Origin of the sequence: Lysobacter sp. H21R4 (assembly GCF_015277535.1) — a bacterium.
GTDB classification, from domain to species: Bacteria; Pseudomonadota; Gammaproteobacteria; order Xanthomonadales; family Xanthomonadaceae; genus Novilysobacter; species Novilysobacter ciconiae.
In genome coordinates, this window is sequence record NZ_CP063772.1 from 1,520,614 (window position 1) to 1,543,439 (window position 22,826).

Annotated in this window: 17 protein-coding genes; 10 read left to right on the forward strand and 7 right to left on the reverse strand. The window is 67.5% G+C overall.

The genetic code is table 11. The features are described 5' to 3' along the window. The first annotated feature begins 99 nt into the window (after window positions 1–99). Genes INQ40_RS06975 through INQ40_RS06990 form a run of 4 tightly spaced genes read left to right on the forward strand, consistent with a single transcriptional unit; the run spans window position 100 to window position 6,599 of the window. Window positions 100–1,380, forward strand: coding sequence for an efflux RND transporter periplasmic adaptor subunit (locus INQ40_RS06975; protein WP_194339766.1), 1,281 nt, complete (start codon window positions 100–102; stop codon window positions 1,378–1,380). A gap of 14 nt (window positions 1,381–1,394) precedes the next feature. Further along, window positions 1,395–4,550 carry an efflux RND transporter permease subunit gene (locus tag INQ40_RS06980; RefSeq protein ID WP_194339768.1) on the forward strand — a complete coding sequence of 1,052 codons (3,156 nt, stop codon included), beginning with the start codon at window positions 1,395–1,397 and terminating at the stop codon, window positions 4,548–4,550. Next, entirely contained in the window at window positions 4,543–5,982 is a 1,440-nt protein-coding gene (locus tag INQ40_RS06985) for an efflux transporter outer membrane subunit (RefSeq protein WP_194339771.1), read from the forward strand. Before INQ40_RS06980 ends, INQ40_RS06985 begins: the two co-directional genes overlap by 8 nt. Then, entirely contained in the window at window positions 5,979–6,599 is a 621-nt protein-coding gene (locus INQ40_RS06990; RefSeq protein WP_193983255.1) for a TetR/AcrR family transcriptional regulator, read from the forward strand. Before INQ40_RS06985 ends, INQ40_RS06990 begins: the two co-directional genes overlap by 4 nt. A gap of 77 nt (window positions 6,600–6,676) precedes the next feature. Here INQ40_RS06990 and INQ40_RS06995 read toward each other — a convergent pair whose 3' ends face one another. The 4 genes from INQ40_RS06995 to INQ40_RS07010 form a co-directional block, all read right to left on the reverse strand. Beyond that, the gene (locus INQ40_RS06995; protein ID WP_194339773.1) at window positions 6,677–7,531 is read right to left on the reverse strand and encodes a DUF72 domain-containing protein; all 855 of its coding nucleotides are present in this window, start codon (window positions 7,529–7,531) and stop codon (window positions 6,677–6,679) included. Between the two features lie 40 nt (window positions 7,532–7,571). Continuing rightward, a complete protein-coding gene (locus INQ40_RS07000) occupies window positions 7,572–10,160 on the reverse strand; it encodes an excinuclease ABC subunit UvrA (RefSeq protein ID WP_228481949.1) in 2,589 nt (862 codons plus the stop codon). A 153-nt stretch (window positions 10,161–10,313) separates the two neighbouring features. Then, complete coding sequence (locus INQ40_RS07005) at window positions 10,314–12,203, reverse strand: ATP-binding cassette domain-containing protein (RefSeq protein WP_194339777.1); 1,890 nt, start codon at window positions 12,201–12,203, stop codon at window positions 10,314–10,316. Between the two features lie 262 nt (window positions 12,204–12,465). After that, window positions 12,466–14,037: a YdiU family protein gene (locus INQ40_RS07010; RefSeq protein WP_194339779.1), complete on the reverse strand. Its 1,572-nt coding sequence runs from the start codon at window positions 14,035–14,037 to the stop codon at window positions 12,466–12,468. A gap of 164 nt (window positions 14,038–14,201) precedes the next feature. Here INQ40_RS07010 and INQ40_RS07015 point away from each other — a divergent pair, with 164 nt between their 5' ends. Beyond that, window positions 14,202–14,366, forward strand: a complete 165-nt coding sequence (locus INQ40_RS07015) for a hypothetical protein (protein ID WP_194339781.1) — start codon at window positions 14,202–14,204, stop codon at window positions 14,364–14,366. A gap of 160 nt (window positions 14,367–14,526) precedes the next feature. Continuing rightward, window positions 14,527–16,620, forward strand: coding sequence for a DEAD/DEAH box helicase (locus tag INQ40_RS07020; protein WP_194339783.1), 2,094 nt, complete (start codon window positions 14,527–14,529; stop codon window positions 16,618–16,620). On the opposite strand, the gene INQ40_RS07025 is transcribed toward INQ40_RS07020, so the two are convergent. After that, on the reverse strand, window positions 16,607–17,518 hold the full coding sequence (locus tag INQ40_RS07025) for a pseudouridine synthase (RefSeq protein WP_194339785.1): 912 nt from the start codon (window positions 17,516–17,518) through the stop codon (window positions 16,607–16,609). The two genes, INQ40_RS07020 and INQ40_RS07025, sit on opposite strands and share 14 nt — an antisense overlap. A 256-nt stretch (window positions 17,519–17,774) precedes the next feature. On the opposite strand from INQ40_RS07025, the gene INQ40_RS07030 reads away from it, so the two are divergent. The 4 genes from INQ40_RS07030 (at window position 17,775) to INQ40_RS07045 (ending at window position 21,272) form a co-directional block, all read left to right on the forward strand. After that, complete coding sequence (locus INQ40_RS07030; protein ID WP_194339787.1) at window positions 17,775–18,260, forward strand: DUF4142 domain-containing protein; 486 nt, start codon at window positions 17,775–17,777, stop codon at window positions 18,258–18,260. Between the two features lie 101 nt (window positions 18,261–18,361). Then, window positions 18,362–19,405: a YeiH family protein gene (locus INQ40_RS07035; protein ID WP_194339789.1), complete on the forward strand. Its 1,044-nt coding sequence runs from the start codon at window positions 18,362–18,364 to the stop codon at window positions 19,403–19,405. A gap of 57 nt (window positions 19,406–19,462) precedes the next feature. Continuing rightward, the gene (locus INQ40_RS07040; RefSeq protein WP_194033644.1) at window positions 19,463–20,014 is read left to right on the forward strand and encodes a YaeQ family protein; all 552 of its coding nucleotides are present in this window, start codon (window positions 19,463–19,465) and stop codon (window positions 20,012–20,014) included. A gap of 85 nt (window positions 20,015–20,099) precedes the next feature. Next, window positions 20,100–21,272 carry an NAD(P)/FAD-dependent oxidoreductase gene (locus INQ40_RS07045; protein ID WP_194342468.1) on the forward strand — a complete coding sequence of 391 codons (1,173 nt, stop codon included), beginning with the start codon at window positions 20,100–20,102 and terminating at the stop codon, window positions 21,270–21,272. On the opposite strand, the gene INQ40_RS07050 is transcribed toward INQ40_RS07045, so the two are convergent. Beyond that, window positions 21,269–21,772, reverse strand: a complete 504-nt coding sequence (locus INQ40_RS07050; RefSeq protein WP_194339791.1) for a pyridoxamine 5'-phosphate oxidase family protein — start codon at window positions 21,770–21,772, stop codon at window positions 21,269–21,271. The genes INQ40_RS07045 and INQ40_RS07050 overlap by 4 nt on opposite strands. A gap of 117 nt (window positions 21,773–21,889) precedes the next feature. After that, on the reverse strand, window positions 21,890–22,747 hold the full coding sequence (locus INQ40_RS07055; protein WP_193983280.1) for a PA4780 family RIO1-like protein kinase: 858 nt from the start codon (window positions 22,745–22,747) through the stop codon (window positions 21,890–21,892). Window positions 22,748–22,826 lie beyond the last annotated feature (79 nt).

The window sequence follows — 22,826 nt, forward strand, 5'->3', positions numbered from 1 at the left end:
TCACGCCGCCAGTATTGACAACAAAAGAATGATCGTTCATTCTCCCCCGGTCTGAGCGGCCTTCCGCTCTTTTTTCTTCCAATTCCCGAGTCCATTCCCATGTCCAGGTCCCCCCGCCGCTTGGTTTTCCTGCCGTTGGCGCTCGCCATCACCCTCGCCGCCTGTGGCGGTGAGCCGGAAGCACAGCAGCGGCCCCCGACACCGGTCACGGTAGTAACGCTCGCTCCGGAAACCACGACCCTGACCCGCGAGCTGCCGGGCCGGACCACCGCCTTCCAGATTGCCGAGGTGCGGCCGCAGGTCAGCGGCATCGTCGCCAAGCGGCTGTTCCAGGAAGGCAGCATGGTCAGGGCGGGGCAGCCGCTGTACCAGTTGGACAACGCGGCCTACAAGGCCTCGGCCGCGACCGCGCAGGCGCAGCTGGCCCGCGCCAGGGCGACGTTGGTGGCAGCGCGGCTCACCGCCGCGCGCTCCAGCGACCTGGCAAAGATCGATGCGGTGAGCAAGCAGGACAATGAGAACGCGATTGCCGCGCTGCGCCAGGCCGAGGCCGAGGTCGCTGCCGGCCAGGCGGCCGTGCAGAGCGCCCAGGTGACCCTGGGCTTTGCCCACATCACCGCTCCGATCAGCGGCCGGATCGGCAAATCCTCCGTCACCCAGGGCGCGCTGGTGACCGCCAACCAGCCCGAGGCGCTGGCCACGGTGCAGCAGCTGGATCCGATCTACGTCGACCTCACCCAGTCGGCCAGCGAACTGCTTGAACTGCGCAAGGGACTCGCGTCGGGAAAGCTGGAGGACGGCCGCAGCATGCCTGTCACGATCCTGCTGGAGGACGGCACCGAGTTCGGCCAGAAAGGCGAGCTGGAGTTCTCCGAGGTCAGCGTCGATCCCACCACCGGCAGCTACGCGCTGCGGGTCAAGGTCGCCAACCCCGACGACCTGCTGCTGCCTGGCATGTACGTGCGCGCGGTGATCGGCGGCGGCGTCCGCCAGAACGCGATCCTGGTGCCGCAGCAGGGCATCACCCGCGACCCCAAGGGGCACGCGACGGCGATGGTGGTCAACGCCGAGAACAAGGTTGAAGTGCGCCAGGTCAAGGTCAGCCGCACCATCGGCGACAAGTGGCTGGTGGATGACGGCCTGGTGGCAGGCGACCGGGTGATCGTCGAGGGCCTGCAGAAGGTGCAGCCCGACGCGCCGGTGCAGCCGACCGAAGCCGGAGCTGAGGCCCAGGCCCCGGCCGCCCCCGGCGCTGCCGCGCCCGCGCCAGCCCAACCGGCGGCCGCGTCGCCCGGCACACCCAATCCCGATGCCGCCGACCCGGCGCCGCCCGCCGATGCAGCCACGCCCGCTGACGACGCGCCGGCCTCGAAGCAGTAAGCAGAGAATCCCCCATGGCCCACTTCTTCATTGACCGCCCGATTTTCGCCTGGGTGATCGCGATCATCGTGATGCTCGCCGGCTCGCTGGCGATCTTCACCCTGCCCATCTCCCAGTACCCGACGATCGCGCCGCCCACGGTGTCGATCAGCGCCAACTATCCGGGCGCGTCCGCGCGGGTGGTCGAGGACTCGGTGACCCAGATCATCGAGCAGAACCTGAAAGGCCTGGACGGCCTGATGTACTTCTCCTCCACCAGCGAGGCCAACGGCAGCGCGTCGGTCACCCTGACCTTCGAGGAAGGCACCGACCCGGACACCGCCCAGGTGCAGGTGCAGAACAAGCTCCAGTCCGCCATGCCGCTGATGCCGCAGGAAGTCCAGCGCCAGGGCGTGAACGTCAGCAAGTCCTCCAGCGGATTCCTGCAGGTCATCGGCTTCGTGTCCGAGGACGGCAGCCTGGAGAAGGACGACATCGCCGACTACGTGGGGGCAAACATCGCCGATCCGCTCAGCCGCGTCCCCGGCGTCGGCAACATCCAGGTGTTCGGCGCCAAGTACGCCATGCGCATCTGGCTCGACCCCGACAAGCTCGACACCTACGCCTTGACCCCGGCCGACATCACCGCCGCGCTGCAGGCGCAGAACGCGCAGGTCGCCGTGGGCACGCTGGGCGGTGCACCCGCGATCGATGGCCAGCAGATCAACGCGACCATCACCGCGCAGGACCGCCTGCAGACCCCGGAACAGTTCCGCAACATCATGCTGCGCAACAACAAGGACGGCTCGGTGCTGCGGCTGGGCGACGTGGCCCGGGTCGAGCTGGGCGCGGAGAACTACGAGTTCATCACCCGCTACAACGGCCAGACCGCGACCGGTGTGGCGATCTCGCTGGCCACCGGCGCGAACGCGCTGGACACGGCCGATGGCGTGAAGAAGACCCTCGAGGAGCTGAAGCCGTTCTTCCCGCCGGGCCTGGTGGCGGTCACTCCGTTCGACTCCACCCCGTTCGTCCGGGTGGCGATCAAGGGCGTGATCATGACCCTGATCGAGGCGATCGTGCTCGTGTTCCTGGTCATGTACCTGTTCCTGCAGAACTTCCGCGCGACCCTGATCCCGACCATCGCCGTGCCGGTGGTGCTGCTGGGCACGTTCGGCATCCTCGCGGCGCTGGGCTTCTCGGTGAACATGCTGACCATGTTCGCGATGGTGCTCGCGATCGGCCTGCTGGTGGATGACGCGATCGTGGTGGTGGAGAACGTCGAGCGACTGATGAGCGAGGAAGGCCTGTCGCCACTGGAGGCCTCGCGCAAGTCCATGGACCAGATCACCGGCGCCCTGGTCGGCATCGGCCTGGTGCTGTCGGCGGTGTTCGTGCCGATGGCGTTCTTGGGCGGATCGACCGGCGTGATCTACCGGCAGTTCTCCGCCACGATCGTGTCGGCGATGGGCCTGTCGGTGCTGGTCGCCATCGTGCTGACGCCGGCGCTGTGCGCGACGATGCTCAAGCCGATCAAGCCCGGTGAACACGGCAAGACGACCGGCTTCTTCGGCTGGTTCAACCGCCACTTCGACAGCGGCAGCGCCAAGTACCAGCGCGGCGTGCGCTCGATGATCGGTCGCCGCAAGCGCTACATGGGCATCTTCGCGCTGATGGTGCTGCTGATGGGCTTCCTGTTCCTGCGCCTGCCCAGCTCGTTCCTGCCGCCGGAGGACCAGGGCATCCTGTTCTCCGAGATCGTCGCGCCCGTCGGTGCGACCCAGCAAAGGACCATGGAGTCGATCAAGAAGGTCGAGTCCTACTTCCTGGAGAACGAGAAGGAAGCCGTGGAGTCGGTCTTCTCCATCCAGGGCTTCAGCTTCAGCGGCACTGGCCAGAACAGCGGCATGGCCTTCATCAAGCTCAAGGACTGGAGCGAGCGCAAGGACGAGGACCTGGCGGCCACGGCCGTGGCCGGTCGCGCGATGATGGGCCTGTCGGGAATCAAGGACGCATTCGCGTTCGCGTTCTCGCCGCCGGCGATTCCCGAGCTCGGCACGTCGGCCGGTTTCGCCTTCTACCTCAAGGACAACGCCGGCCTCGGCCACGACGCGCTGGTCAATGCGCGCAACCAGTTGCTCGGGGCTGCCTCGCAGGATCCGATGCTGGTCAACGTGCGCCCCAACGGCAAGGAAGACGCGCCACAGTTGCGTCTGGACATCGACCAGCAAAAGGCGGCAGCGCTGGGCCTGTCGGCGGCGCAGATCAACGCGACGCTGGCGGCTGCCTGGGGCGGCCAGTACATCGATGATTTCATCGATCGCGGCCGGGTCAAGCGGGTGATGTTGCAGGCCGATGCGCCGTTCCGGATGGTGCCCGAGGATTTCAACCGCTGGTCGGTGCGCAACAACGAGGGCGAGATGGTGCCCTTCTCGGCCTTCGGTACCTCGCGCTGGGAATACGGCTCGCCGCGCCTGGAGCGATACAACGGCGTGCCGGCAATGGAGATCAACGGCGAGGCGGCCCCAGGCGAAAGCTCGGGTGCGGCGATGGACCGCGTCGAGGAGCTGGCGTCGCAGTTGCCGCCGGGCTTCGAGATCGAGTGGACCGGCCTGTCCTTCCAGGAACGCGCCGCCGGTGCGCAGACCCCGCTGCTGTACACCCTCTCGCTGCTGATCGTGTTCCTCTGCCTGGCCGCGCTGTATGAGAGCTGGACCATCCCGACGGCCGTGTTGATGGTCGCCCCGCTGGGCATCCTGGGCACGGCGCTCGCCGCATCCATGCGCGGCATGGAGCGTGACGTGTATTTCCAGGTCGCCATGCTGACCACCGTCGGGCTGACCAGCAAGAACGCGATCATGATCATCACCTTCGCCAGGGACTACATGGAGAAGGAAGGCATGGACCTGATCCGCGCGACCATGAAGGCCGTGCACGAGCGCCTGCGCCCGATCCTGATGACTTCGCTGGCCTTCGGCATGGGCGTGCTACCCCTGGCCATCGCCACCGGCGCGGGCTCGGGTGCACAGCGCGCGATCGGTACCGGCGTGCTCGGCGGAATGATCGTCGGCGCCCTGCTGGGCCTGTTCTTCGTCCCGCTCTTCTTCGTGGTCATCGAGTTGCTGTTTGACCGTGACCTGCGCAAACCCGCTGCCGAAGCCCTCGCAGCAGGAGACGACCGCAATGCATAAGCCACTTGTGACCGCGCTCGCGCTGGCGACCAGCCTGTTCGTGTCCGGCTGCGCGATGCTCGAGCCGCGGGTGCCGGAAGTGGCCCCCGCGATCCCCGCCGAGTGGCCGCTTCCGCCGACCACCTCGGCCGATGCCAATCGGCCGTCCACGGCCGCCGCCCAGCCGCAGATGGACCTGGGCGCAACACCGGTTGCCGATGTGGGCTGGCGCGACTTCTTCGTCGATCCGCGACTGGAGCAGCTGATCGGCCAGGCCCTGGAAAACAACCGCGACCTGCGCGTGGCGGTGCTCAATGTCGAGCGCGCGCGTTCGCAGTACCGCATCCAGCGCGCCGACCGGGTGCCTTCCGTGGGCGCCAGCGCGGAGCTGCAACGCACCGGCGGTGACGCGCCGGTCACCGACCTTTATACCGCCGGGGTGGGCATCGCGCAGTTCGAGCTGGACCTGTTCGGCCGCGTGCGCAGCCTCAGCCACGCAGCGCTGCAGAGCTACTTCGCCAGCGAGGAGTCGCGCCGTGCCGCGCAGCTCGCGCTGGTGGCCGAAGTGGCCAACACCTACCTGACATTGGCTGCCGACCAGGAACTGCTGCGCGTCACCGAAGCGCGGCTGGCGAACCAGCAAGCCGCCTTTGACCTGACTGAGAAACGCTTCGAGCTGGGCGCGCTGTCGGCGCTGGATGTCAACCAGGCCCGCACCACGGTAGAAACCGCGCGCTCCGACGTGGCCCGGTTCGCCGGCCAGGTGGCCCAGGACATCAACGCACTGACCTTGCTGGTGGGCGACACGCTCGATCCTGCGTTGCTGCCGACCCGGTTCGAACCGGCCGTGAGCGGCCTGGCCGGGCTGCCTGCCGGCCTGCCCTCCAGCGTGTTGCTGCGCCGGCCCGACGTGATGTCCGCGGAGCACCGCCTGCTGGCCGCGAACGCCAACATCGGCGCCGCGCGCGCCGCCTTCTTCCCCTCCATCAGCCTGACGGGGTCGATCGGCTCGGCGAGCGATGAGCTGTCGGGGTTGTTCAAGTCCGGCAACGGCGTGTGGTCGTTCATGCCGCAGATCAACCTGCCGATTTTCCAGGGCGGCCGCCTGCGCGCCAACCTGGGCATGGCAACGGCGGATCGCGACATCGCCCTGGCCGAGTACGAGAAGTCGATCCAGAGCGGCTTCCGCGAAGTCGCCGACGCGCTCGCGCTCAGCAAGACGCTGGCCCAGCAGCGCATCGCGCAGGAAGCCCTGCTGCAGGCGGCCACGCGTACCAACGAGCTGAGCCAGGCCCGCTACGACGCCGGCCTGGACAGCTACCTCACGCTGCTGATCACCCAGCGCACGCTGTACGACGCCCAGCAGTCGCTGGTGGCCACGCTGCTTGCCGAACAGGCCAACCGCGTCACGCTGTACAAGGTGCTGGGCGGAGGCTGGGTCGAAGGCCAATGAACGCCACGCCGGACCTTCCTGGAGCCAACAAGGCCGAAGCGCGCGTGGAGGCGCAGCGCGAGCGGATCCTTGTCGCCGCGCAGAAATGCTTCGTCGAGCGCGGCTTCCACGGCGCCAGCATGGCCAACATCGCCGACACAGCCGGAATGAGCGCGGGCCTGATCTACCGGTATTTCGCCGGCAAGAACGAGATCATCCTGGCCATCGTCGAGCACCAGCTGGCGATGCTGCTCAAGGACATGAACCTCAAGCGCAAGGTCGACATCACCGCCGAACTGATCGCCAGCTTCGACCGGTGCGGCGACGATGAAACCCGCGGCATGAACCCGGCGCTGCTGCTGGAAATGTCCGCCGAGGCGACCCGCGATCCCAGCATCGCCGCCTCCCTGGACGGTTTTGACCGGGCGATGCGGGGCGCGTTGGCCGGTTGGCTGGCCGAGGACGACGAGGACGGCCGCCCCGGCCTGCCGCACGCGCTGGCCCAACAACGCGCCCTGTTGATGCAGCTGCTGTTTGAAGGCCTGAAGGTGCGCCAGACCCGCGAACCGGACCTGGACCGCACCCTGCTTGAGGCGGCGCTGCGCGAATTCGTGCCGCAGCTGCTCAAACCGTCTTGAAATGATGATCCACGGTCGCCGCCGGCGCGTACTTCGGGCGCTGGCAGCGGGCCATGATTTTCACCGGCCGATGGACGTCAGGCGGAATGACTCGAAAGCTCGTCGATCAGCGTCATCGCTGCACACGGGTTTCGCTCTTTCGCCCCACTGATGAAGAAAACGAACACGTCCCGCTGCTTTGGATCCGGCTTGGCGGGTCGCGGACCGATTCGCGGCAGGTCGCCGGGTTCCCGGCCGCTGGCCCAGAGTCTTGCCCGGCGCGCCCAGTCCTTGATGGCGCCGCGCTCATAGCCGGTGATGCTGTCAGCGTGTGAGCGCATCAGTCGCGCGTAGACAAAATCGCCGGTGATATCGGCAAACGAGGGCTCCTCGTTCGAGTCGGTGAACACCGTCGCCATACCGTGGCTGCGCACGAGATCCAGATAGGCGGAGTCAACGAATGCCGGATCGCGCACATCCAGCGCGTGGCGCAATCGCCGGCCGTTCGCTTTTTTCGGCAGCAGGTCGAGGAATTTCGCGAAATCCTCCGCGTCGAGCTTGTGCCTGGCGGTGAACTGCCAGACCAGCGGCCCAAGGCGATCGCCCAGTTCGACAATGCCGTTGATGAAGTCGTCAATCTGCGGGCCCGTGTTCGCCAAGATGCGGGATTCCACGATGCGTCTGGGCGCTTTCGCCGAAAACACGAATCCCTCAGACGTTTCATCCCGCCACTTCGCGTAGATCGCCGGCTTCTGCGCGCGGTAATAGGTGCCGTTGATCTCGATGGCGGTCAGATGCCGGCTGGCGTACTCCAGCTCGCGACGCTGCGCCAACCCGGCGGGATAGAACATTCCCGCGCGCCAAGGCGCGTATGTCCATCCGCCGATGCCGACACGGATGCGATCGACGCCGGGCGCTGCAGTTTTGTCAGGAGCGCGCTTGGCGTCGGACATATGCAGACTCCGCTTGGGAACGCGGCCAGTCTGGCACGGACTAGAGTTCGGGGACGTGCGCGCCGCGCAGTTGCGCACCCAGGAAAGCTGCGGTCCTGCTGGCCGGTGATTTTGCGACGTCCGACGGCGTCCCCTGCACCACCACTCGCCCACCCTCGTCGCCGGCACCGGGCCCGATATCGATGATCCAGTCGCTGGCTGCCGCTACCCGCATGTCGTGCTCGACCACGATGACGGTGTTGCCCGCTTCCACCAGCCCGTCCAGCTGGCGCATCAGCACGTCCACGTCGGCCGGATGCAGGCCGGTGGTCGGCTCGTCGAGCAGGTACACCGTTCCTCGCCGCTGCGCGCGCTGCAGCTCGCTGGCCAGCTTGATGCGCTGGGCCTCGCCGCCTGACAGTTCCGTGGCCAGCTGGCCCAGCCGCAGATAGCCCAGCCCGATCTCGCGCAGCACCTCCAGCGGGCGCAACACTGCCGGGGCGTCGGCAAAGAAGTCGGCCGCCGCATCCACCGTGAGCGCCAACACTCCGGCGATGGTGAGGTCGCGCCAGGTGATCTCCAGGGTCTCGGCGTTGTAGCGGGCGCCGTGGCACTGCGGGCACGGCGCATAGACGCTGGGCATGAACAGCAATTCCACGCTGACGAAGCCCTCGCCCTCGCAGGTCGGGCAGCGGCCCTTGGCGACGTTGAACGAGAACCGCCCCGCGTCGTAACCCCTGGCGCGCGCTTCCGGCGTGGCGGCGAACAGCTTGCGGACCTGGTCGAACAGTCCGGTGTAGGTCGCGAGGTTGGAGCGCGGCGTGCGGCCGATCGGCTTCTGGTCAACCACCACCAGCCGCCTGACTGCGTCGAGTCCGGCAACGATCCGGCCGCCGCGGGTCACCGGAGCGGACTCCAGCGGGTCGTCCTCATCACTGTCGCTGTCGGCCGGTTTACCAAGGTGCTCGGACAGCAACTCGACCAGCGCCTGGCTGACCAGGCTGGACTTGCCCGAACCGGATACCCCGGTGACGGTGGTGAAGACCCCCAGCGGGAAGGCAACGGCGAGCTGGTCAAGGTTGTTGCGGCTGATGCCCTCCAGTCGCAGCCAGTCGGTGGGAATGCGCGGCGTACGCCCCGCCTCAGCGATCGGCCCGCCGGGTTTGTCGCTGCACGCGGCGTCAACCCTCGCGCCAGGCGACGGGAACAGGTAGCGCGCGGTCTGCGACTCGCTCACCCTGGCCAGCCCATCCAGCGGACCGCTGTAGACCACGCGACCGCCCTGCTCGCCCGCCGCCGGGCCGATATCGACCACCCAGTCGGCGCGGCGGATCACGTCGGTTTCGTGCTCGACCACGAACAGTGAGTTGCCGGCGCCTTTGAGCTGATCCAGCGCCGCCAGCAGCGCCCGCGTATCGGCCGGATGCAGCCCGGCCGACGGCTCGTCGAGCACATACACCACCCCAAACAAGTTGGAGCGGATCTGGGTGGCCAGCCGCAACCGCTGCAGCTCGCCCGGCGACAGCGTGGGCGTGGTGCGCTCAAGGGTCAGGTAGCCCAGGCCCAGCGCGACGATGACCTCGATCCGCGCCAGCAGGTCGGCGGCAATGCGCTGCGCGACGATCGCCTGCTCCGGATGTTCATGCGCTTGCGGCGAATCTGCTGCCGCGCCGTGCGCGACCGGCTCCAGCAGCACAGCGAGTTCCTTCAGCGGCAGCCGCGACAACTCGCCGATATCCAGCCCGGCAAACGTGACCGACAGCGCCTCGCGACGCAGACGCTTGCCCTCACACAGCGGGCACATCGCACTGACCATGTAGCGCGCGACACGCTTCTTGATCATCGCGCTCTGGGTGGTCGCGAACGTGTGCAGCACGTAGCGCTGCGCGCTGGTAAACGTGCCGTTGTAGCTGGGGTTGTCGCCGCGCTCGATCGCCTCGCGGGTCTGCGCAGGGCTCAGGTCGCGGTACACCGGCACCACCGGCTGCTCATCGGTGAAGAGGATCCAGTCGCGCTGCTCCTGCGGCAGTTCCCGCCAGGGAATGTCGATGTCGTAGCCCAGCGTGACCAGGATGTCGCGCTGGTTCTGGCCGTGCCACGCCGGCGGCCAGGCGGCGATCGCGCGCTCGCGGATGCTTAGGGTGTCGTCAGGCACCATCGAGCGTTCGCTGACCTCATGCACGCTGCCCAGACCGTGGCAGCGCGGACATGCACCCTGCGGCGTGTTGGGCGAAAACCCGTCGGCATAGATGATCGGCTGCCCGGGCGGATAGTCGCCGGCGCGGGAATAGAGCATGCGCAGCGAGTTGGACACCGTGGTGACGCTGCCCACCGAGGAACGCGTGCTCGGCGAGCCACGCTGCTGCTGCAACGCGACCGCCGGTGGCAAGCCATCGATGGAGTCCACGTCCGGCACGCCGGCCTGGTCGATCAGCCTGCGCGCATAGGGCGCAACCGAGTCCAGATAACGCCTCTGGGCCTCGGCGTAGAGGGTGCCGAACGCCAGCGAGGACTTGCCCGAGCCCGACACGCCGGTGAACACCACCAGCGCGTCGCGCGGAATGTCGACATCGATGTCCTGCAGGTTGTGCTCGCGGGCGCCGCGCACCCGGACGAAACCGTCGTCCCCGCCGGACGTGGGCGTGCCCAAGGACGGCGCCTTGCGCGTACGGTTCGCGCTGACAGGGTGACTCGACATCGCGTGGCCCGATTCGGATCGACTGGCGAGGATGGCGAAGGCCGGTTGACCGCGTCGTGAACCTCCGCCGCTGCGGACTTGCCTGCAGCCGCCGCAGCGGGTCGCTCAGTCCTCGCCTTCCAGTTCCGCCCAGCGCGCGAATGCCTGCTCCAACTGCACGTGCAGCTGCGCCATCGCCACGTTGTGGGCAGCGATCGCATCGGCGTCGCGCTGGTAGAACGCAGGGTCGTTCATCTGCGTCGTCATCTCCGCGATGCGCGCGTCCAGGCCCTCGATCACGCCCGGCAAGGCGTCCAGCTCGCGGGCTTCCTTGTAGGCGAGCTTGCGCTTGGGCTTGCTCGGCGTCGTTGCGGCGGCGGCGATCGGGGAGACCGGCATCGAGGCGGATTTCGCCGCCGTCTCCACCCGCTCTGCCGGACGCTGGCGAACCCAGTCGCTGTAGCCGCCGACGTACTCGCCGACCTTGCCATCGCCTTCCATCACCAGGGTGGAGGTCACGACGTTGTCGATGAAGTCACGGTCATGGCTGACCAGCAGCAGCGTGCCGGGGTAGTCGCCGAGGATCTCCTCCAGCAGCTCCAGTGTCTCCACGTCCAGGTCGTTGGTGGGCTCGTCCATCACCAGCAGGTTGGACGGCTGGGCGAACAGCTTGGCCAGCAACAGGCGGTTGCGCTCGCCGCCCGACAGGCGCGTGATCGGCGCACGCGCGCGCTCCGGTGTGAACAGGAAATCCTGCAGGTAGCCGATCACGTGCTTCTGCTTGCCGCCGACCTCGACGAACTCGCGGCCTTCGGAGACGTTCTCCAGTGCGTTCCAGTCTTCGCGCAGCGTCGCCCGGTACTGGTCGAAGTAGGCGATCTGCAGGTTGCTGCCGGAGCGGACCTCGCCAGAAAGCGGCTGCAGTTCGCCCAGCAAGACCTTCAGCAGCGTGGTCTTGCCGCTGCCGTTGGGACCGATCAGGCCGATGCGGTCGCCGCGGAAGATCGTCGTGGAGACGTCCTTCAACAGCGGTTTGCCGCCGAAATCGAAGAACACCGACTTGGCTTCGATGACCTTCTTGCCCGAGGACTCGGCCTGGGCCAGGTCCATGCGCACGTTGCCGACCGCATCGCGGCGCTTGGCGCGCTCGGACCGCATGGCCTCGAGCCGCCGCACGCGGCCTTCATCGCGCGTGCGCCGCGCCTTGATGCCCTGCCGGATCCAGATCTCTTCCTGCACCAGCATCTTGTCGAAGCGCGCATTCTCCTGCGCTTCGGCGTTGAGCCGCTCCTCGCGGCGACGCTCGTAGTTGGCCCAGTCGCCGGGCCAGCTGGTGACCTGGCCGCGGTCGATCTCGACGATCCGGGTCGCCAGCGCGCGCAGGAACCGCCGGTCATGGGTCACGAACAGCAGCGCGCCCTTCCAGGAATTCTTGAGGAAGTCCTCGAGCCAGTCGATCGCCTCGATGTCCAGATGGTTGGTCGGCTCGTCCAGCAGCAGCAGGTCGGGCGCCGAGACCAGCGAGCGGGCCAGCAACACGCGGCGCTTCATGCCCCCGGACAGGCCGGAAAACTCGGCGTCGCCGTCCAGGCCCAGGCGGTCCAGGGTCTCCACCACCTTCTGGTCCGCGCCCCAGCCGTCGGCCGCTTCGATCTTGGCCTGCACGTCGGACAGCGCATCGCCGTCGAACACGTCGGCGTGGCTGATCCGGTGGTATTCGGCCAGCCAGGAACCCAGCTCGCCCATCCCGCTGGCGACCACGTTGAACACCGTGCCGCCGGCGTCGGGCGGGACCTCCTGTTCCAGGCGCGCGATACGGCGACCGCTGGCACGGCGGATCTCGCCGTCGTCGGGCTGGATATCGCCCGCCATCAGGCGCATGAGGGTGGACTTGCCGGCGCCGTTGCGGCCGATCAGGGCGATGCGCTCGCCGGGTTCAATGGACAGCTCGACGTTCTCGAGCAGGAGCGGGCCGCCGACGCTGTAGTCGACGCTGTTCAGGGTGATCAATGACATGTCCCTATTCTACGCGGCCCGCGAACCCGGTAGCAGGGAATCGCGCATACTGGGCGGTGCGGACCGCAAACGTCCGTCTGCCCACTCAGCGGCGCTACCGGAGATTGACATGGCAAAGGGCATGGACCAGAAGAAGGACGAGAAGAAAAAGCCGTCCAAGACGATGAAAGAGAAGAAGGCGGAGAAGCGCGACAAGAAAGCCGGGAAAGCCTTCACTCCGGCCTGATCGTCGCTGTCCGGTTGATGCCGCGGGACCGGCGCCTCAGGAACTGCACGAGAGCATCGAGCAGCCCGCCTTGTCGCGGGCCCAATCCGGCCTGCGGGCGGCGAATGGCTCCCGGCCGGGTTGATCCTCGTACGGCCGGCGCATTACTTCCAGCAGCTCGGTGATTCCGTCCATGTCGCCACGGGTGGCCCGATCGATCGCCTGCTGGGCCAGGTAGTTGCGCAGCACGTAGCGCGGATTGGCGGCACGCATGATCCGTCGGCGCTGCTCCGGATCCAGTCTGTCGGCCGCCAGGCGCTCCTGATAGAGCTTCATCCAGTCCCGGAATGCGGCGACTGACGCGACGCGCTTGTCCGCGTCGTAGAACGCTTCGATAAATGCTGGGCTGTCCATCGCCCCGTCGAGTGCATCCGGGTCGCAATCCGACAGCGCGCGGAAGAACAGCGTCATGTCGACCTCGGCCTCGGTCAGCAATTGCTGCAAGGACTGCATCAACGCGCTGTCGCCTTCGCGGTACGCGGCCAGACCGAGCTTGCGCACCGTGTTGTCGCGATCAGCGGCGTTGTAGGCATCCACGTAGATCTGCAGGCCCGCCTGCAACGGTGCCGGCTCGCCGAACAAGGGCGAAAGCGCGCCGGCAAGTCGCCCCAGGTTCCAGTAGGCCACGGCGGGCTGCTGGCCAAAGCGGTAGCGCTTGCGCCGCGCGTCGGTGGTGTTGGGCGTCCAGCCCGGATCGAAGTTGTCGATCCATCCGTAGGGGCCGTAATCGATGGTCAGGCCAAGGATCGACATGTTGTCGGTGTTCAATACGCCGTGCACGAAACCCACACGCATCCAGTGCGCCACCATGACCGCGCTACGTCGGCAGATCTCGCTGAACCACGCTGCGTGGAGGGCATCCCCCTCGCCGTCAAGCTCGGGGAAGTCACGGCGGATACAGAAATCGACCAGCTGCCGCAGCAGGCCGGTGTCGCCACGCGATGCGGGCAGCTCGAAACTGCCAAAGCGCAGGAAGGACGGCGCCACGCGGCAGACAATCGCGCCGGGCTCCGGTGCGGCGCGGCCGTCGTAGAACATATCGCGGACGACCTGCTCGCCGGTACCGATCAGGCACAACGCACGGGTGGTCGGCACGCCCAGATGGTGCATCGCCTCGCTGCACAGGAACTCGCGGATCGAGGAACGCAGCACCGCCCGCCCGTCCGCGCTGCGCGAGTACGGCGTCGGTCCGGCGCCCTTGAGCTGCAGCTCCCAGCGCTCGCCCGCTTCCGTCACGACTTCGCCCAGGCTGATGGCGCGGCCGTCGCCCAGCTGCCCGGCCCACACACCGAACTGGTGGCCGCCGTAATTGGCCGCGTACGGCTGCATGCCCGCGAGCAGCGCATTGCCGCTGAACACGTCCGCGAACTGAGGGGTCGCGGCGTCGGCTTCGGTCAGCCCCAGATGGGCCAGCATTTCCGCGGAGCAGGCCAAAACGCGCGGCGCAGGCACGGGCGTAGGAGCCGCTGCCGACCACACCGCGCCCTCGACCTGGCGTACGCCGGCCGAGGTATCCGGATCACCGGGAAGGTCGCGCACGAAGGCATTGTCGAACGTCAGATCAAGCATTGCTTATCACCGCTCAAGAGCCGCCTGGTTGCGCGGGCACCGTCCATCCTAACGTTTGCGGGCGCCGTTCCCGCCGCAGGAGCGGTGCGCCGGGGACGCATGACCTAGACTGGTCCGGACACACCGATCCATCCACCGATCCAGACACCCCCAAGGAAATGCCGATGGCGAAGCCGAATTATTCGTTTGAAAAGCGTCAGCGAGAAATCGCCAAGAAGAAGAAGAAGGAAGAAAAGCTCTCGCGCAAGCAGGCCGACAAGCCGGACAACGACGGCGATGAGCCAGGCGCGCATGCCGGCGATGGTGCGCCGACCACCGAACAGGGCTGAAGCCCGGGACGGGGGTGTGCGCGCGCTGCATTGGCGTCATCTGCTTAGCGGCAGCTGACCCGGACCGCACCCGATCACGATTGGCATCGCGTCAACGGCGCGCGGGCGTTAAACTGTGCGGTCTACCCGACCGGCCCAGCCGGCGCTGCCGAGAACCGCGATGAGCGCCGAAACGCCCGCTACCCCCGACTCCCTCCCCGACACTCCGTTGAACTTCGACGGCCTGGCCCTGCCCGAGACACTGCGGCAGGCCATCAGCGCGCTGGGCTACGAGTCGCCCTCGCCTATCCAGGCCGCCACCATTCCGCCGCTGATGCAGGGCCGCGACGTCATCGGCCAGGCGCAGACCGGCACCGGCAAGACCGCGGCATTCGCGCTGCCGATCCTGGCGCGCATCGATCCTGCGCAGAAGACCCCGCAGGCGTTGGTGTTGGCGCCGACGCGCGAACTGGCGATCCAGGTCGCCGAGGCGTTCCAGAGCTACGCCTCGCACATGAAGGGCTTCCAGGTGCTGCCGATCTACGGGGGCCAGAGCTATTACCCGCAGCTGCAGGCGCTCAAGCGCGGCGTACAGGTCATCGTCGGCACGCCGGGTCGCGTCATCGACCACCTGGACCGCGGCTCGCTGGACATCTCCGCGCTGCGATTCCTGGTGCTGGACGAGGCCGACGAGATGCTGCGCATGGGCTTCATCGACGATGTCGAGAAGGTCCTCAAGAAGACCCCGGAAACCCGCCAGGTCGCGCTGTTCTCGGCCACCATGCCGGTACAGATCCGGCGCATCGCCCAGACCTACCTGAAAGACCCGGTCGAGATCGCGATCAAGAACAGGACCAGCACCGCCGACAACATCCGTCAGCGTTACTGGGCCGTCAGCGGCGTTCAGAAGCTCGACGCGCTGACCCGTATCCTGGAGGCCGAGCCGTTCGACGCGATGATCGTGTTCGCGCGCACCAAGCTGGGCACCGATGAGCTCGCCTCCAAACTCGCCGCCCGGGGCATCGCCGCTGCGGCCATCAACGGCGACGTGCAGCAGGCGCAGCGCGAGAAGACCATCCAGAACCTCAAGGACGGCAAGATCGACGTGCTGGTCGCGACCGACGTCGCCGCCCGCGGGCTGGACGTGGACCGCATCAGCCACGTGCTCAACTACGACATCCCGTACGACACCGAGAGCTACGTCCACCGCATCGGCCGCACAGGGCGCGCCGGGCGCAAGGGCGAGGCGATCCTGTTCGTCGCCCCGCGCGAGCGCGGCATGCTGCGCGCCATCGAGCGCGCCACGCGCCAGCCGATCCAGCAGATGGAACTGCCCTCGATCGAGACGGTGAACGAGCAGCGTGTCTCCAAGTTCCTTGACCGCATCACCGACACCCTGGCCGACAACGACCTGGGCCTGTTCCGCGAGCTGATCGAGCGCTACGAGCGCGAGCAGAACGTGCCTGCGGTGGAAATCGCCGCCGCACTGGCCAAGCTGTTCCAGGGCGATCACCCGCTGCTGTTGGCGCCGCCACCGCCGCGGGCCAAATACGAGCCGCGCCCGGACCCGCGTGGGGCCAGCCCGCGCGACGTCGGTCACCGCGGCCAGCCGCCGCGGCCGCCCCGCCAGCAACGGACCGAGCGCGATGTCGCACCGCGAAGCTTCGACCAGCGCCACTCCGCGCCGGCGCCGGCGTCAGCGGAGCCGCGGCGCTTCGACGAGGACCGCCCGACGCCGCCCCGCGCCGCGCCGCAGCCACCCGCACGCCCGAGTGGCGCCAACGCGGCTGAAGCCATGTTCGACGACGCCGCACCGGCAGCGTCGTCGCAGCCGCCACGCAGCGCGCCTTCGGCGCCGCCGCAGCGCAACGCACCGCGCACCGACGAGATCGGCATGGAGACATTCCGCATCGAAGTCGGGCATGAGCACGGCGTGCAGCCTGGCAACATCGTCGGCGCGATTGCCAACGAAGCCGACCTGGAAAGCCGCTACATCGGCCGGATCGACATCCGCGACGACTACAGCCTGGTCGACCTGCCCGAAGGCATGCCGCACGAATTGATGGAGCACCTGAAGCGGGTCTATGTGGCCGGCCAGGCCCTGCGCATCCGCCACGCGGACGAGCGCGACAACACCGGAGGGCGCGCTGCGCGTCCGAACTCGCCGCGCCCGCCGCAGGCCCGACCGTCCGGCCCGCGTGGACCGCATGCCGGCAAGCCAGCCGGTGGCAAGCCGGGCAATTTCGCTCCGCGTAAACCCTTCAAGCCGCGCTGATCGGCTCCGGGAGTTCCAGGGCCAGCGCGCTCCGGAACTCCCGCGCATCCCCGGTCAGCGGGTCGATGAACGCCAGCGACCGCGCCAGCAGCTTGAGCGGCAACGCGTGCTTGTCGGCTGACTGCTCCAGCAGGTCGGGATAGAACGGGTCGTTGATGATCGGCGCGCCCAGCGCCGTCATGTGTACCCGTAACTGGTGCTTTTTGCCGGTGACCGGTTCAAGCGCGTAGCGCCAGACGTCGCCATCGCGGTCGAGCACGTCGATCCGGCTTTCGCTGTTGGCGTCGCCGGGTACTTCGCGCATGCGGAAGAACGGCTCGCCGCGCTGCAAATGGCTGCGGTGGACCAGGGGAAACCGGGTGGCGGGCAGCGCCGGCGCCAGCGCCTCGTAGTGTTTGCCGATTGCCCGGTCGCGAAACAGCGCCTGATAGGCGTCCCGGGTCGCCGGATTGACTGAGAACATCACCAGCCCGGCGGTGCCCCGATCGATGCGGTGCAACGGGACGATATCCGCGTTTTTCAGGGTTTGCTGCAGCCGAAACAGCAGGCTCTCGCGCACGTACGCGCCCGCTGGCATCACCGGCAGGAAGTGCGGCTTGTCGACCACCAGCAGGTCCGCGTCGGCATGCAGGACCTGTCCGGTGAACGGGATGGCCGGCTCTTCCACCACCTCGCGGTAGTAATAGAGCGTCATCCCTGCGGTGACGCTTGCGTCCGCGGCCAGCGGGAGCCCCGCGTCATCCAGCACCCGGCCCCGGGCGAACCGGCTCCGCCACGTCGCCTTATCGATCCGCGGAAACCGGGCGCACATCGCATCAAAGGCGGACGGCCAGGTTCCGCCCGGCAATTGCACGCGGCTGGCGGGTACGCCATCGACCGGGGTGGGTCTCGGTTTCATCCCCCAAGCGTACGGGAGGCCGGGCGGCGGCACAGGCCAAGCCGTGAGAACGTCCCACCATCACCTCGCCTTCACGCGGTATTGCCGCGCTTGGCCTAGCTTGGTTGTTGCGGGTCCATTCATCCATGGACGGGCCGCGGGCCTTGCGACTCATGCGGCGCGCCACGAACCCGGGAGGAATGACATGTCCAGAAAGGTATCTCTTGTCTTCGTCGCTTTGACAGTTTTTGCGTTGGCGGCTTGCACCCGTGCGCCGATGCCGCCGGATCAAACGACCACAGCCGCAGCCAGTGAGAGTGCCATCGCGCCCGGCGAAACGCTTGCCCAGTTGATCGCGCTGGATCAGCAGGCGATTGCGATGGCCGAGCAGGCCCGCCAGCACGAGCAGTTGGACCCCGCGGTGGCCGAACTGGCCGAGCAGATCTCCATGCACCACCGGCGCAATCTGACCCAGACCCGCGCGCTGGGGGATGCCGAGGCTCTGGACGTGACCGACACTCCCGCCGTCAGGAACCAGCGCAGCGAGGAGGAGAAGCGGCTCAAGGCATTGGCCGAGCTGGATGCGGACGCCTATCAGCGCGGCTATCTGGACGCGGTGGTCGAGACCCACGAGCAGGCTCTGGCGTTGATCGACAAGCATCTGCAGGGGTCGGACCGTGACGTCATCCGCGCGCACCTGGAACGCACCCGTGGCAACTACGAGGACCACATGAAGGCAGCGATGGCGTTGCGCGACAACTGAGACGGGCGCCGCATCGATCGGGCGGGTGAGCCTCCGCCCGGGCTCGCCCCTTGCCGGGCCGGCGTCTATCCTGTGCGTCCGGTTCCTGGACCACGCGATTGATGTCGGCCACTCCCACGCACTCCCCAGCCACCTCCCCAGTCCCCACTCCCGCCCCACCCTCCCCGCTCTGGCCCGGCCTGCTGCTGGCCACGGTGGTGGCGATGGTCGCGCTGGTGCTCGGGCGCTGGCTGCCGCTGGTCGGCGGTCCGGTTTTCGGCATTCTGCTCGGGGTGCTGATCCGCAACACGGTGTCGCCGCCGCGCGCATGCGAGCCGGGGATCCGCTTCGCCGGCAAGAAGATCCTGCAATGGTCGATCATGGCGCTCGGGTTCGGCCTCAGCCTGACCCAGGTGGCCCGGACCGGGATGGAGTCGCTCACCATCACCGCCGTGACGATCATTGCGGCGTTCACGTCGGCCCTCGTGCTGGGCAAGCTGCTCAACATCCCGTCGAAACTGAAGCTGCTGATCGGCGCGGGAACCGCGATCTGCGGCGGCTCCGCCATTGCTGCCGTCACGCCGATCATCAAGGCCGACGAGCACGACACCGCGTTTGCGATCTCCACGATCTTTCTTTTCAACCTGGTGGCGGTGCTGGTGTTTCCGGCACTGGGCCACCTGATGGACCTCAGCCAGCAGGGATTTGGCCTGTGGGCTGGCACCGCGATCAACGACACTTCATCGGTCGTGGCCGCCGGCTACAGCTATGGCAAGGAGGCCGGCGACCACGCGACCATCGTCAAGCTCACCCGGGCGACCCTGATCATCCCGATGTGCCTGATCCTGGCCGCGATCGAGGCGTGGAAACACAAGAAAAGCGGCGCCAGCGATTTCCGGCTGTCGGCCATCGTGCCGTGGTTCATCCTTTGGTTCGTGGTCGCCTCTGCCGCGCGCACGCTCGGGCTGATCCCCGAGGCAGTGCAGCCTGCCATCCATGTCGCCGCCAATTTCCTGATCATCATGGCGCTGACCGCCATCGGCCTGTCGGCCGACCTGCGGCGGATGGCGAGCACCGGCTTCAAGCCGATCGCGCTGGGACTGGGCGTGTGGATCGCGGTGGCGGTTTCCAGCCTGGCGGTCCAGTTCGCCACCGGACAGGTTTAAACCGGCACCGCGAGGCCGCACCGCATAGAATGGCGGGCTACCTTCCGCGAGTCCGTCATGGCAGCCAATTCCACCGTCGTCAAAGCCGAGCTGCAGATCAGCGACATGGACCGGCATTACTACGCCACCCATACGCTGACGCTGGCCCAGCATCCTTCCGAAACCGATGCGCGCCTGATGGTGCGCCTGCTCGCCTTCGCGCTGTATGCCGACGAGCGGCTGGAGTTCGGCCGCGGGATCAGCAACGAGGATGAGCCGGACCTGTGGCAGCGCGATTACGTGGGCGACATCGGCCTGTGGATCGACCTGGGCCATCCCGACGAGTCGCGGATCAAGAAGTCCTGCGCCAAGGCCGAGCAGGTCGTGGTGGTGAACTACGGCGGCAACGCCTCGGATATCTGGTGGGACAAGATCGCCAGCTCCGTGTCGCGCCTGAAGAACCTCACCGTCCTCGACATCCCCAGCCACGTGGTCGATGCGTTGCCGGCGATCGGCGAGCGCGGCATGCGCCTGAACGTGCTGATCCAGGACGGCGAACTGCAGCTGATGGGCGATCGCGGCAGCACATCGCTGCGCCCCACCGTGCGCATGGCGCCCAGCACCGACTGAACCGGTGGCGACGCCTGACTCCAGTGGACCTGCGGGCGTCCGCGAAGTAGACGTGATCGTGGTCGGCGGCGGCGCGGCCGGCCTGATGTGCGCGATCACCGCCGGCCGGCGTGGCAAACGGGTCGTGGTGGTCGAGCATGCCAACCGGGTCGGCAAGAAGATCCTGATGTCCGGCGGCGGTCGCTGCAATTTCACCAATACCGGCACCAGTCCGGCCAACTTCCTGTCGGCCAACCCGCATTTCTGCAAGTCCGCCCTGGCCCGCTACGCGCCGTGGCACTTCCTCGACATGGTCGACGGCCATCGCGTCGCCTGGCACGAGAAGGAGCTCGGCCAGCTGTTCTGCGACGAGTCCTCCAAGCTGATCGTGAAGATGCTGCTGGACGAGTGCAGCGCGGCGGGCGTGCGGGTGGAAACGGGCTGCAGCGTCCGCAAAATCGAGCGGCTCGTCGCACCCGGCGACATCCCGGGGAGCGGGCAGGACGGGTTCGCGGTCGACACGAGCCTGGCCGAGTTCCGCGCGCCGGCGCTGGTGGTCGCCAGTGGCGGCCTGTCCATCCCCAGCATGGGCGCCAGCGGTTTCGGCTACGAAGTGGCCAAGCAGTTCGGCCACGCCGTCCTTCCGCTGCGCGCCGGTCTCGTTCCGCTGACCCTCAGCGGCAATCACCAGGAACGCCTGGTCGATCTGAGCGGCGTCTCGCTGCCTGTTACCGCCACCGCCGGCGGTCAGTCCTTCAGCAATTTCCTGCTAGTCACGCACCGTGGCATCAGTGGCCCGGCGATCCTGCAGGTCTCGTCCTATTGGCAGCCCGGCGAGGACCTGCAGCTGAACCTGCTGCCCGATACCGATGCGCTGACCACCCTGCAGCACATGCAGCGCGCGCGGCCCGCGGCCGAGTTGAAAACGTTGCTGGCCGAGCTCTTCCCCAAGCGCTTTGCCCAGCGCCTGTGCGAGGCGTGGCTGGGCCATCTGCAGCCCGCCCGGCCCATCCGCCAGTTCAACCTGCCGGAGCTGCAGGAAGTCGCCGCGGTGCTGCACCGTTTGCCGCTGGTGGCCAGCGGCACGGAGGGCTACCGCACCGCCGAGGTCACCCTGGGCGGCGTCGATACCCATGGCGTGTCATCAACGACGATGGAGTCCCGCCACGTGCCGGGGCTGTATTTCATCGGCGAGGTGCTGGACGTCACCGGCTGGCTGGGCGGCTACAACTTCCAGTGGGCGTGGGCGTCGGGGCACGCCGCCGGCAGCGCGGTCTAGAGCTCGAAGCGCTCGTTCTCCGACAAGCTGGCGGGATCGTTGGTGACTGCGGTCAGGGCGATGTAGAGCGCCTTGCCAAAAATGCTGCCCGGCCCGTCCCAGTATTCGGCGCTGTCCACTTCGACCCGGATCAGGCACAGGTCGGGATCGTCCTTGCCGCCCGGGAAAAACAGCTTCATCGCCGGCGACCACAGTTCGTCGATCTTCGCCCGGTCATTGACGATGGAGGCGCGTCCCGCCACGGACAGGTAGCTGTTCTTGCTGGTGGACGCGTAGGAGACGTTGACCTGCGGATTGGCTCTGATCTCGGCGACCTTGTCGCTGGAACGCCCTGTGGCGAACCAGAGGTCGCCATCGAACTCGACCTCCTGCGTGCCCAGCGGTCGACTCACCAGGCGCCCGTCGCGGGCGATGGTGGTCATCATCGCCACGTCCACGTCGTGGATCAGTTCGGCCAGGTGCTTGATGTGGGCGGCGCGGTCACTGCTGGGTGTGCTCATGGAAGACTCCGGAGGCCGCCCAATCGGCGGCAAGGCAGCCATCCAATCGCATGTGGCGAAAAGACCCGGTGAATGGTAGTGCCCGGCAACCGCCCCGCGCGACCAGTCAAGCCGAAGTCAGTACTCCTCGGCCGCCGCCTCGCGTCCCTGCTGGCGGATCAGCGCTTCCTCGCGGGCATCGCGGATGGCCAGCTGGACGCTGTCCAGGTCGGCGCTGGACTCATCGAATGCAAACTGGCCGGTCAGCTCGCTGTCGGGCCGCAGCTCGCCCTTCTCGTACAGCGCCCACATCTCCTCGGCGTAGTGGGTGGACAGCAACTCGGGGGCGACCCCGCCCAGGCTGAGGGTGAGGTTGTTGACGTCACGCTGGAGCATCTTGCGCGCGGCGTTGTTGCCCGATGCGCTGACCACCTGCGGGAAATCGATCACCACCGGACCGTCCGGCCCGACCAGCACGTTGTACTCGGACAGATCGCCGTGGATCAGGTCGATGCACAGCATCAGCACGACCTGGCGCACCAAGAAGGCGTGGTATTCGCGGGCCTGCGCGGCAGTCAGCTCGACCTCGCCCAGGCGCGCGGCGGAATGGCCCTCGGCGTCGGTCACCAGCTCCATCACCAGCACGCCGTTGTAATAGCCGCGCGGTGCAGGCACGCGCACCCCGGCATCGGCCAGGCGATACAGCGCGTCGACCTCGGTGTTCTTCCAGGCGGCCTCCTGCTCCTTGCGGCCGAACTTGCTCGCCTTGGTGATCGCGCGCTGCTCGCGGCTGCCGCGGACCTTGCGCCCTTCCTGGTACTGCACGCGCTGCTGGAAGCTGCGCTGGGCCATGTCCTTGTAGACCTTGGCGCACAGGATCTCGTCACCGGAACGGACCACGTAAACGTCTGCTTCCTTGCCGCTCTTGAGCGGGCGCAGCACTTCGTCGATCACGCCTTCATCTATCAACGGCTGCAAGCCGGCGGGGGTCTTCATGTTTGACGTTCGGCCTTGGACGGCCGGCCAGTATGGTCGATTGGCCGCGCTCTGGCCCGGATCGCGCTGAACCGGTTCC